At 56.5% G+C, this 12,010-nt stretch carries 10 protein-coding genes; 4 read left to right on the forward strand and 6 right to left on the reverse strand.

All coding sequences use genetic code 11. The features are described from left to right. The first annotated feature begins 61 nt into the window (after positions 1-61). Positions 62-919: a hypothetical protein gene (locus QA637_RS18885; RefSeq protein WP_283066208.1), complete on the forward strand. Its 858-nt coding sequence runs from the start codon at positions 62-64 to the stop codon at positions 917-919. A 413-nt stretch (positions 920-1,332) separates the two neighbouring features. Further along, positions 1,333-1,650: a transposase gene (locus QA637_RS18890; protein WP_283066210.1), complete on the forward strand. Its 318-nt coding sequence runs from the start codon at positions 1,333-1,335 to the stop codon at positions 1,648-1,650. 278 nt (positions 1,651-1,928) lie between these two features. Here QA637_RS18890 and QA637_RS18895 read toward each other — a convergent pair whose 3' ends face one another. The 6 genes from QA637_RS18895 to QA637_RS18920 form a co-directional block, all read right to left on the reverse strand. Continuing rightward, on the reverse strand, positions 1,929-2,054 hold the full coding sequence (locus QA637_RS18895; RefSeq protein WP_283066212.1) for a helix-turn-helix domain-containing protein: 126 nt from the start codon (positions 2,052-2,054) through the stop codon (positions 1,929-1,931). A gap of 182 nt (positions 2,055-2,236) precedes the next feature. Continuing rightward, entirely contained in the window at positions 2,237-3,292 is a 1,056-nt protein-coding gene (locus tag QA637_RS18900) for a caspase family protein (RefSeq protein WP_283066214.1), read from the reverse strand. 5 nt (positions 3,293-3,297) lie between these two features. Next, positions 3,298-5,742: a GAP1-N1 domain-containing protein gene (locus QA637_RS18905; protein WP_346283774.1), complete on the reverse strand. Its 2,445-nt coding sequence runs from the start codon at positions 5,740-5,742 to the stop codon at positions 3,298-3,300. Further along, positions 5,739-6,578, reverse strand: coding sequence for a TRAFAC clade GTPase domain-containing protein (locus QA637_RS18910; RefSeq protein WP_283066216.1), 840 nt, complete (start codon positions 6,576-6,578; stop codon positions 5,739-5,741). Before QA637_RS18910 ends, QA637_RS18905 begins: the two co-directional genes overlap by 4 nt. Beyond that, positions 6,578-7,540, reverse strand: coding sequence for a TRAFAC clade GTPase domain-containing protein (locus QA637_RS18915; protein WP_346283775.1), 963 nt, complete (start codon positions 7,538-7,540; stop codon positions 6,578-6,580). The genes QA637_RS18910 and QA637_RS18915 overlap by 1 nt, the downstream gene beginning before the upstream one ends. Next, positions 7,537-8,832, reverse strand: a complete 1,296-nt coding sequence (locus QA637_RS18920) for a GTPase-associated system all-helical protein GASH (RefSeq protein ID WP_283066219.1) — start codon at positions 8,830-8,832, stop codon at positions 7,537-7,539. The genes QA637_RS18915 and QA637_RS18920 overlap by 4 nt, the downstream gene beginning before the upstream one ends. A gap of 151 nt (positions 8,833-8,983) precedes the next feature. Here QA637_RS18920 and QA637_RS18925 point away from each other — a divergent pair, with 151 nt between their 5' ends. After that, the gene (locus QA637_RS18925; protein WP_283066221.1) at positions 8,984-10,672 is read left to right on the forward strand and encodes a caspase family protein; all 1,689 of its coding nucleotides are present in this window, start codon (positions 8,984-8,986) and stop codon (positions 10,670-10,672) included. Beyond that, positions 10,657-11,544 (forward strand): hypothetical protein, encoded by an 888-nt coding sequence (locus QA637_RS18930; protein WP_283066222.1) that lies wholly within the window; start codon positions 10,657-10,659, stop codon positions 11,542-11,544. The genes QA637_RS18925 and QA637_RS18930 overlap by 16 nt, the downstream gene beginning before the upstream one ends. Positions 11,545-12,010 lie beyond the last annotated feature (466 nt).

The following is a 12,010-nucleotide window of genomic DNA, read 5'->3' on the forward strand; positions in this document are numbered from 1 at the left end:
CACAATCGGACCAGATTTTCGGGTTGGAGCTCCTGGGCCGTCGATACAGCGGAGGTGATACGTGACCGCCTTGAGAACCCTCACAACTCTGGCCCTCACGGTGGGCATCGTCGCGCTCTGCGCTGAGCAGCGCGCCGTCGCGCAGTCGTTGAAGGACATCGAGCAGATCGCCGGTGGCTCCGGGTGTGCGACGCGAGAATGGAAACGGCGCGGCCTCGCGCCTAAACCCTATATCAAGGGCATGGCGATGGTTTTCGCACGCGCGATCTGCCAACCGGGGGCTGCAGGTGTCGTCGTTGTGTCGGCCACGCCCGAAGCCACCAGCAGCAAGGCTGACGCGCTAACGCACTATGGCGACATCTTCGCTGCCAAGAACATGATCAACAGTACGTCTGGCGAAGATACGCTTAGACATGCCTATGTACTGCTCATAGGTCTTGGGATGATGGAAAGTGCAGGCAAGTATTGTGAAGGTCGAGATGTGAGCCAGTGCTTCGCCGAGGCCAGTAGCGCGGAGGCAGGGCTGTTTCAGACTTCTTGGGGAGTTAACAAAGCCAGTTTCGAACTGAAGCAGCTATTTGACACCTACAGCAGCAAGAAGCGCGACTGTATGCTGCCAATCTTTAAAGGTAACCTGACTTGCAAGATCCGAAAAAGCCATAACCCAAAGTGTCCAGATTCGACCAGCGACGTCGCCGGATCCGGGGTAGGGGCGGATTGGCAAAAGCTGACCAAGGCCTGCCCTGCTTTCGCCGTGGAATATGCAGCGATCGTACTACGCACGAGCGGAGGTGCTAAGGGCGAATTCAATCCGATTCGAAAGAAGCAAGCGGAGGTTTCTCTGCAATGTGATTCTATGCTGCAGCGCGTGCAGCGCTATGTTAAAGAAAATCCGTCCGTGTGTTCAAAGTTTCGATAGTCATATAATCTGGGCCGTGGCGTTCCCTTTCAGTACTACGTGAACATACCGGCTGTCGTGCCACGGGCATTCCAGCTTAGCTCCGTTCGAGTCCCTTCTAGGCGGACACGCTTGGCCGCATCGGCTCAATGACGTCAGCAGAAACATTTCTAAAAACTATGAGTGCATATTCCCGGCCTGGGCCGGTCCGCGTCAATCAATTGCAACAATTAAGCCTTTAACCTTTAACGGCGCTGACGAGGCTCCAGATTACGCCTCTGTGACGAGCCGGCAGCTGTCGGAATTCGTTGACGGTGTTGCGCAAACGATCGTTTATGCACCCGTTGCACAGTAACCGGTGTTTTGCTCCCACGTTGTCCCAGCCGTCCTAATCTGTGATCGGCTTTCCATGGATGAGCAGCGGGAGTTTCTCCATGGAGAGTACATTGGAGGTTCTCACGACCAGGAAGCGTGGACGTGAGGTTCACCGGCAATGGCCGGACGAAGTGAAGGCGCAGATCGTTTCGGAGAGCCTTCGGCCCGGCGCGACGGTGAACGAGGTGACAGAGCGGCATGGCCTGAAGCCCAACCATCTGTCCACTTGGCGCACGATGGCGCGGCAGGGCAAGCTGGTTCTGCCCGCACCCGAGGACCCGGTGGAGTTCGCAGCGGTGATCGTCGCCCCACCCGTTTCGGAGCCGCCGATCAAAAAGGCCAGCCGCCCCGAGATTATTGTAGGCTCCGTCGTATGATCGACCTACACGACCTGCAAAGGTCGGGAGGCGCCGAACACCCCAGGAACGGGCTGTGTCTGCTTCACGATCTCATCTTCGCCGCGGCGTTTGGCGCGTTTCTGCAGGTCGATGTCTTGATGTCTTCGAGTCGAGCATCGATCGTTCGGCGATGCGGCGGCTTGAGCCCGGCCGAAATGCAGTTCGTTTGGACATCCCGGACCAACTGCGAAACGGTCGGACGGTTTCGCGTCAGGTAGTATCGGCTGATGGTCGTGCGGATGATCTCTTCCCGTTCGTCATCCAACCGGTCGACCGCGTTTGCAATCCACCAACGACATGACCGTGCCACCGGCTCGAAACAATTTGATAAGGCGGTACGCGGTCGCTCGACTGATTTTGAGCTCGGTCGCAAACAGTGCCACATCTCCGGCTGGGGTCAATTCCTCGATTCGCTTGACACCCGATTAACTGCAAAGCGACAGCTGAGCCCGCGCCGACTGGACCGCTGACCTCCCTGTGCTAAGCGAGGGAGGGTTGGCCCAAGCAATGTCGACGCGCCAACTAGTAGCGAAGGGTGACAGCACGTGGGATGTTTGATAGCGCTCTATAACCCGGCGATCATGCGTTTGAGCTCATCGTGATTGGGAAAGTCACGAGCGACAGCGTTCAACAATGCCCGAAGTTGCAGTCCACCACCACCTTGGGTGACAGTGGTTATGGCCGAAAACCATTGTGAACGCCCGTGACCCCTGAGTGACAAGCGAGAAAGGTCGCCGCCCGCTCTAAGCCATATGTCGTCCTGCGTTGGCCCCGTGGGAAACAGATTGGCCAGCAGGTCGCTGATCTCCAGAACGGTCGGCGGGCTCGCCGTCGAGCTAGGCGATTGGTTGGTAGAAGCCGGAGGAGCTTTGAATAGACCAAAGTCCCCTTCAAGCCCGTCGGCTTTGAGAACCGGGTGCTGCGGCGCAAACTTGGGCACATCATCGGCAACAAAACCGAAGAGATCGAATATCCCGACCGTACCGTCTTCCTTGGGCCTAGCTCCACCTGACAGACCCCTCAGCAAGCTCGACGTGAACACGCTATTCCGGTCACCTTGGCGAATGACAGAGCTCTCATCGGCGCGGCAAGAACTCATTATGACGCGTCCTTTGCCAGCACTCATCAGGTCAAGGGTCTTCTTGGACAGCCCTCGCGGTCTTTGGGAAGCGGAGCCGGATTTGAGGGTTCCGACAGCTCCGGCATGACAAGCATCTAGAATTAGAACTTGTCTATCCGATCTCACCGACTGCAGTGCCGTCAAAAGCTCGGTATCGCTGATTGCCGTTTCCGTTAGGCGGCCAAGATCGGCTTCATGTGTAAGGAGAAAACTCTGGTCGAGGTCGTCTCTTTCCCCGTGCCCCGAGAAGTAGAACGTAAACGGTTCGTCACTGGACATCAAGGAAGCGTGGTTATCGAGTGCTTCGAACAGCGTCTTGCGGTTTGCCTCGGCGTCTGCCAGCAATGTGACTTTTGTCGGATCAAGTCCGCAAACCTCAGGATTGATCAGCGCCGAGTGCAGATCGTTGATGTCGTTACGAATGGCGGCCGGCAGAGAGCGGATATTCTTGTAACTTGCAATACCTACGATCAATGCGCGGCCTGGTACATAGTTTTTCATCCCGGTCACCAACGAAAATGCTCCTGCCTAAGCTTCTGCAAAACGCGGTTGTCGGGAAACTCCGACAGCATCGCGTTCAGCAGATCGCGAGCCTTCATCCTCTTGCCGCCCTTTTCCATGTCGGTGACGACCGTGTGCCATGCCTCGCGGCCGCTCGGGGCATTTGGAATATCGGCGGCCTTTCCTCCAGCACGTTGCCAGAGACTCTTGTCCCCCGGCCCCATAGGGAAAAGGTCTGCACCAATGTCCTCCAATACCCGCCATTTTACGGAGTCTGCGGTCGGCCCCAAAATGCCAAGCCAAAATCGCGTAAAATATCCCAAGAGGTCTCGGCAGTATTCGAGGGCGGGTTCAACATCATTGCGCCCCGCAAGCGCTTGGTCAGCAAGAAAGCTGGCAGATGTAGACCACGACCGTGTTGCGATGAACGCGCCAATTGCTGTCGCGATATCCTTCGATACAGCGCTCCGCAGAGCGAGCTTCAGCCATTCAATGAACGCGCTTTCTGCAACGTTCGGGAACGTTCTGAAGAACTCCAAGCCGGTCAAGGGGTTGGCGACAAGCTTTGCGAGGTGAGGAGCCTCCTGGGCCAACGCGATAATGGCGTCTGACAAGGTACGCTCTGGGGCAGGTCCATGCTTGCCCTCCAAAAATTCGGTAAGCCATGTGTTTGCCGTGGCCGTGGCAATTTTCGACCGCATCGTGCCGGGCAACGACGCCCAAACGTCTTCACGGCGGGGATAGGTCGATATCTCCGCAAGCCCCGTATTTGCCAATTTCCGGATAAGCTCGAGGTCATCCTCGGTCAGCACGCCGTCGATTAGAAGGTCGAGCAGGCGAAAGTAACAACGCCGCGCATCGCGGGGCGCATTGAGCGCCGTCGGATTCTTTGCCAGCGTCAATCGCCATAACCCGCGCCATGTCGGATTATCGACGTCAATTCCGCGAAGCGCGCTCGTTGCCAGGGCCGCACGGTTCACAGCCAAGTCTATAACGCGCTCGTCCGACGAATTGACCGCGGCAAGAGCAATCTGTTCGGCCGTGGCGTGCGACAACGCCAACGCGATGCTACGCGCGGTAGCCGACTTGACTTTGAGATGGACCTCGATTGATTTCTCTGGAGCGAAACCGAGTGAACAGCATACGGCGTGGAGCTCTGGAAGACCTAGTTGTCCAGCATGATTTAGCAGGGCTTCAGCGATGGTATGGCTGAGCGCCCTGGGGGATGTCGTAGCGAGCGCCTTATCGAAGGCGTCGATGTTCGTCGCTAGTTTAGCGATAGGCGACAGGAGATCGGGCGTGCCTTCGAGTACGCGCCAGATTGCTGGAGCTGCATGGGTTTCCTTCTTAAGAAACGATCGCATACCCTTGCTGGTATGATTCCTCCAGATCTCCGTAGGACCCTCATCAGAGACGTCGCGTATTATTCTTCCAATGTCTTCTGGGGTCTTTTTCCAAAGCTCCGTTGAAGCCCAATCCTCTAGCGCCTTCCAGAAGTCATTAGCTTTCTGAAACGCCGCCAATGAGAGATTTCGCGATGTACGAACCTCGCCGACGTCAGCTTTGATGAGCTTGGCTGTTGACTTGTCGATAAGGCGCGCCTTCTCCTCAACGCCGTCGGAAGGCTGAGGCGACAGGTGTCCAGTCAGCCTGACGGCGGCAATTGTCTCGGGAAACTCTGCATCGCCTTCTAGTACCTCGAGGATATCGACAAACTGATGCAGTTGATTGAATGACTTCACTCTAGCGTTTAGAGCGTCAATCAACTTGCGCAGCGCTGTCCCGTCTTCGGCACCTGCAAGCACCGCCCCAGCTCGATCGAGCTGGGTGACATTGTCTTTAACTATCGGAAACCCGGTCCAACGAGCCTTTAGTTGGCTCATTGTCGTCGCAATCGTTGGGCGATCCGGGACGTCCTGGGGTGAAAATGCCATTCGAAAGCTCAACGCCGCCCGAGCATGAGGCCAAAGGTGATGCCAAAGGTTCGCAATCGCAGCCTGAAAGCCGATGTCATCAGCCCAAATAATGGTGCCTTCCTTCACTTCGGCTAGGGCGCTGGCCAGGCCGTAATGCGGACTGCCGACGGCACCCTCGGTCGCGATGTCCACGTCCTGATAGGATCCTTGGGTATCAAAGTCATCGACCAGGAACGAGAGCGCATGGCCGATCGAATCCCACTCCGTCAGGGCGTCGATAGGGATAAACAACGCTCGGGACCGCACCATTCCTGCTCTGGACGCATGAACGTCAGGCGCTGTACGCGCAAGCACATAGTGGGTGCGATGTGAGAATCCCGTGAAATATGGCGTCCATATCGTCCCAGGTGGCGGACTTCCACGAAGGTCCATCTCGTTTGTCAGTTCCGTGGCCATATCGGCGCTCGGACTTGCGCCAAGCATTGCATGTCCACTGTTCCGCTCGCCGTAAGCAGCTTGACCTACGAGCATCATCCGGCCCGCATGAAAGGTTTGAACATCAACGTCAGGTCCTTCGACCGATTGCCCAGCTCGTCCACGATGTAACCAAATTGCTCCGGGCCTTGGTCGATATAGTCATTGTCTCGGCTATCTTCGCTCAGAGGTCGTTCAAGAGCTGACAGCCCGAGCACCTTCACACTGTCGGCTTCCCAATTCGATCGAAGAAACGCCGCCACAAGCGGCATCCGCCTCTCGAGAACGGTTGAAGGCCGCATCGAGGCTTCTTGCTCCGGAAGTTCATCCCAACACGAGAGGACCAGCATCAATTGCGGTGTTGTCACAGCTTTCAGCTGACCTTTGCCCTTTACGAATAGCATCCATTGGAGGAACTCCACCAGACGGGCCTGTTCGGATAGCTCGAACGTGTCGTGTGCTCGGTTTTCCGCGGAGCTCAAGTCGCCGATGGGCCGGGAGAATATATCGTCGCTCACCTGCATATTGTGAACTCTCACCATCACGACCCAGGCGTCACTGTCCAGAACCCGCTCGCGCCAGGCCTGGGGCATAGCGCGCCTTTCCCGGATTGCTTTGACCTGCTCTCCTCCATAGTCCGGCCACACCAAATTGATCGCCATACCGTCTGGATCGACGACATTCCAGGTGCTCTCGATGTACTGCGAGGCCCCCGTATGTTGTGCCGCACGGCCGTCGTTAAGAGCGTTCAGCACTTCCTCATAACCAGCCAGGGATCCGACCGACCCCACCATCCGAAGGTAGCCCTGCTCCTGATTTAGCCGCCCGAGAAGCTGGCCTCCGAAATGCGTCTTTCCAACATTCGATTCGCCGAGCAGCAGGATTCTTGCGTCCATCATGCATTTCCATAATTGAAAAAGGGGTCGCCGTCGGAAAGCTGGGGAGCCCTTACCTCAAATCCGCGGCTTGGTGCAGCAACAGACCAGTTAAGCACCGCTCGCATCGAGTCTGCTCCCGATACCTTCACGCTGCCTTGTTCGAAACCCTCGACACTGGTGCAAAACTCTACGATGTCCGGCATGACCAATCTGGCGGCTTCCCGGATTGCATTTCTCATGGTGTCCGATATTTGAATGTCTGCCTTTGTCCAAACCAGCGCTACCGGACGATTTCCGCGTTCGGTGCCAATCCTCCGGATGAGATTGATGAGTGCTGACCGGGCAGGACCCCGTTTATCGCCAGCCAACACCTCGCAGTCCGCCGTGATCAAGAAGGAGGAAGCGCGCGTCGCAAGCCAGCGAGCACCCTCGGCATCCTGGGCGTCTTTGTCCACCGCCCATCGTTGAAACCACTCTCCCGGGGAATCGGCGAACAAAACATCACACAACTCACCGTCAGACTGGCGATGAGACAGATGCAGCATACCGGGCGCGCGGCCCGCCCCGGACGAGGTGTGTGGAGGAAAACTTGGACGGTTCCCCTGCCATCGCAGGTTATGCCCTACGGCCTCCCAGCCCTCCAATGTGAAACTGCCTGCGAACGGGTTTCCGCTGATACTTCCAGATCTGCCTATAAGTTGATACCAGGCGGCCAGAAGGGTAGTTTTTCCAGCGTTGTGAGCTCCAGCGATCGCGATAAGGCGGGCTTCCCCCCGACTCGTTAAGAATGCAAGCTCGCCCGTGCCCATTGCGGTTCCGCTCCACGGAAACAGAGCCTCAGTTCCGGCCGATCTCGTACCGCCGGAATCGCTGCTAGCTCCGGCCCCTTCTTGCCAGTACTTACATTTGGATGGCACATTTTCGCCCATGTAACAGCTAACGTCCGGGACGTTGCACTTCGAGTAACTACACTCCCTCATTGCGCGGCCTTTCGCTTGGGCTTTCCTGAGACGGCTGTTGCTTGGGCGATTTGAAGGTCTCTGTAGATCCACAACGCGAACGCAACGGGACTCAGCTTGGCATCGGATGGGAGGCCGAGCGTTGCCGGGATGTCGACAGTGTCAGGCTGGGCGATCATACTGGCCAGCTGCGAGCGACCAGCCTTGCTTCGCACTATGGCTAAAGAGGTCAGAATGCTTTCGTTTTGGCCGACATCTCGAACTTCCGAACAGAGTTGCGCGAGCGAGGTTGGCTCGTCCGCGTCCTCATGGTGAAACGACCGCAGCGTTTCGGCCAACAACGCTTCAGCCATGCGCGGTGCAAAGGGTCCCGTAATCGCGACTGCGTCGAGCGCCATCCAAGCGCAGGTTTTGCCAACGGTAAAATTTCTATAGCTTGCATCCGCCGCAGGGGAATAGAGAGACTCCTTCCACCACAGAAGCGAAGTGCGCCGTTCCAGACCCTTGGACATTGTGGAGCCCTTTGAAACGTATGCAAGTATCTGATCCAGGGCGGAACGAATACGATCGTCAGCCTTCGCCCGCTCGGTCATATACGAGGCCGTGGCCTTTGACACACCGTCGACCGCGGCGGAGATGGCCCGCGCCGCTCGCGGCGAAAATTCGAATGACCACGGGTTACCGGCGTTTGGCCAGTGTGGGTTCGGGTTTTTGAGCGCCTGACCTTCCTTGTCGCTGGGGCCTACCGCCGCGGCCAATTGTCCGGTTAGCCAGTCGACGTTCATCACTCTGTGCGTGAAGTCTTCAATCTCGGGCAATTCGATTTTAGGTAGCTCAACAGCTGTCGAGGAGGGCAACGCCCACTCTTTACGCGCTCGGGTTTCCAGTCGTGTATCTGCATCGGTGACGATGTCCGTCCACAACCCGACATCCATCGGCGAACCGAGATGTGGAAGCAGGCTCCTGGCCGTCAACGAAACCGCAATAGCGACGCGGTCGTCATCGAGCGATCTAGCGATGGCTTCGAGAATGACCGCGCGCATGACCGTGGGAATAGTCGTGTCTGAGAATGCGCCCATGTACGAATTCCATCTGTTTCCGACGACGTCCGCGACGTCCCTGAAAATCGGCTCGTCCGGAGCGACTTTCGAATCGATGGCAACCATTACAAACGAGGGAATTCCCGCGGGATCGCTTTTAAATTTGGCTGCGAGGTCGGCCGAAGCATCACGGAGCTGGTTGAGCTTGTTGTCGTCCCCGCCAAGATCGAAAAGGCGCACGTTAAGAAAGTTCTGCAGGACGTCTTGTGCCACCGAAAGTTACCTTTCTTCGAAAATCACGTTTGTTCTTGAAACTTATGGCATTGCACGAGAATGATTGACTACCTCAGCGGGTAAACGTAGATGTTTCCACAAGTATTTTTAAACTTGGATCACGCCCGGGAACCGCGGAAGGGGCAAACAAATGAAGCGCGCAGCGCTGCTCATCGGCTTGGACAACGCTTCCCAGTTTCCACCGTTGAAGGCTGCTGTCAGTGGTGCAAAATCGGTGGGCGAGTGGCTCGCTGCCGAAGGCTACCAAACGACCCTTCTGACAGACGAAAATGGCGGCGCTGTCGCTGTTCACGATGTGAAGGCGGCTTTGAAGTCGATCGTGGAAAAAGGGGACACGGAAAAGCTCGTCGTCTATTTCGCAGGTCACGGTTTGCTGAATGGCCTTTCCGAACTGTGGCTGTTATCCGACGCCGCGCACGATATTGACCAAGTGATAGACGTTAGCCGAAACGTGGAGGCGGCTCGGACCTGCGGGGTGAAAAGTGTAGTCATTATTTCCGACGCATGCCGCCTGCTTCCCGGCACCGTATCTCAGAGCCGGACGTCAGGAGCTATGATCTTCCCCGCGATGAACGACTACTCGGTCGACGTCGAAGTCGACAGATTTTTCGCTACCCGGCCTGGCATGGCAGCCCTTGAAATAAGTAGCGGGCAGGGAGCCGGGTCATCGGATAGAGAACGTTACGTTGGAATTTTCACCGAGGCCCTTCGCGACATCCACATCGATCCGGATGCTACTCTTATTGGCCCTGTTACCATTGAGGGAAAGGCTAGCGTCGGCGTGCTATCACGCAAACTGAAGTCTTTGCTGCCACACGTTGTGGACGGCAGGGCACAGGACAAGTCCTTGTCCTTGAGACAGCAACCTCAGCTCGTCCTCGAGTGCGGAGACGACGGCTATGTCGCTAGGCCAACGACGTCAAAGGGGGGTATCGCCCGCAAATCTGCCTCGCAGCTCTACCGCCATACTGCAAGTCTGTCACTGAACCGCTCCATCCTGAACGATTTCTCAATACCGGTTCCACTTAGAGACGAGGCTAGCTTCCGTGATTTTCGTGACCGTGCTAGGCCTCCATTCGCTCTGTTGGGCAAGACGGTTGGGGCGACAATCATAGGTAAGCCCGTCGCGAGCGCTTTCAGCCCTGATGTCGAGGTAGGGGTGGTAAAGTCCGGTCGAATTACCCAACTCCGCGTGCGAGACGATATCGTCTCAATCATCAGCGTTGTCGCACGATTCGAGGATGGCACTGGAGCGGTTATCGGGATAGTTCCAAAACATCACACTACGGTGATGGTCGAGCCATTTGGGATCAGCAACGTGCTATTCGAGTTCGCTGCACAGGACTGGGATGGTAAGCTGGGCTTGGTACTAGACTACGGAGCGATGGCTTCAGAGATAGCCACTGCGGCGAATTTCGGGATGTTTCCTGAGAGCCGCGAGGATGCACAAGCGTTCGCGAGCAGCTCAGCTCACTTCAACAATCCGACCCTGACCCTCTACGCTGTAATGGGACTCGTAGAGGTCGGACTGCGGAGCAAGATAAGTTCACTCACCGATAAGATGGCATGGTCCAAAAGCAGCGCACTATTTGACTTGTGCCTTCACCTCGGCAGCTGGAGCGTTGATGCGGGGCCATTTTGCCCGTTGTTAAGCCAAACGTGGGCATTCCTGGAAAACGACATGAAAAACCTTCCCGATAACATCGTCGAAGCTGGTCGATATCGACAGGCTTCGCTCTGGACGACGTTTACCGCGGAGGGGATGGACTTAATCGAAAGGGCAAGGGAGGCCGGAGAACTGCAATGGCAACAAAGCTGATTTTCGTCCACGGTCGCGCACAGGAAGGACGCGACCCGATGGTAATCAGGAGGGAATGGGAGGATGCGCTAGCTGTCGGCCTCGGCAATCGTGCCGACGAGTTCTTCGGGAAGGTCGACGTCAGCTTACCATTTTACGGCGATGTCCTGGACGACTATGCCAGACAGGTTGACAAGGACATACCTGCGGACATCGTTGTCCGTGGGGAAGGCGACCTCACCGAGCCTGAATACGCTGCCTTCATCACCGAGATATGCGGCATTGTACAACGGAACTTGGGTGTTTCAGACCAACAGCTTGCAGCCAATGCAACGTCCGACGTGCTCCAGCGGGGCCCGGAGAACTGGCGATGGGTGCAGGCGCTACTTCAAGCCGCTGACGCTATCCCGGGTGTGAGTGCCTACTCTATTCAAAAAATCACGCGAGACGTTTACCTCTATCTTTCGCGATCGAAGGTTCGCGGTCACATCAACCAGATTATCGAAGACGAGATTAGGGAAGGTGGCCCCTTGGTGGTGATCGGCCATTCACTCGGATCAGTTGTCGGTTATGATGTGCTTAGGGATAAGAAGAACCTCGAAGCTAAGGCCTATATCACAGTCGGCTCGCCGCTCGGTGTGGGCCCGATCATGCGTGTACTTCGGCCGATCAACTACCCGGCGCGAGTAGGAACGTGGTTCAACGCATTCGATGACCGTGATGTGGTGGCGCTGAATTCGTTGGATCCGAAACACTTTCCAATCGAAGGTGGCGAAGTGACAAATTACGACAGGGTCAGAAACCGGACGGATAATGCCCACGGTATTTCGGGCTACCTGAGCGATCCTATTGTTGCTGACCAGATCTATAGAGCGGTGATGTCCACGCTTTAATCCGATGCAGTTGGTCCAAATTTTACTGACAGTACAGCGACTTCGCGATTGACGCGCTTTTAGCCGTTCCTGTGATTTTGCTGCGCCCTTTTTCCATGAGATCAAAGCCTTCGCCCAAGAGGCGGCAACTTGGGGTGCCACCTGCACGAGTACTGAACTCCACGTCGACTCGCTCGGACCGCAAAGTTCGTGCGGACAAGTTGGCGGAGTTCGGCTGTGATGAGATCGCAACAGGGATTGGCTGCCTGCATCTCTCAAGCGCAGCATCAAAGGGGCTGTAGGCCCATGGATGTCGGCCCCCGAACTCCAACAAGGGCGAGATGGCCGTACCGGGGGCTACATCCGCCGACTTGTCTAAGTTGCGCAAGGTTTCTGCATCTCACCTCAGCCTGTGAAAGGACGTCCGACACCGGGACAACGGAAAGGACTGTCACTTTACCAGCATACTTCGGACGTTGTCATCGGG

Origin of the sequence: Sinorhizobium terangae (genome assembly GCF_029714365.1) — a bacterium.
Taxonomy (GTDB): domain Bacteria; phylum Pseudomonadota; class Alphaproteobacteria; order Rhizobiales; family Rhizobiaceae; genus Sinorhizobium; species Sinorhizobium terangae.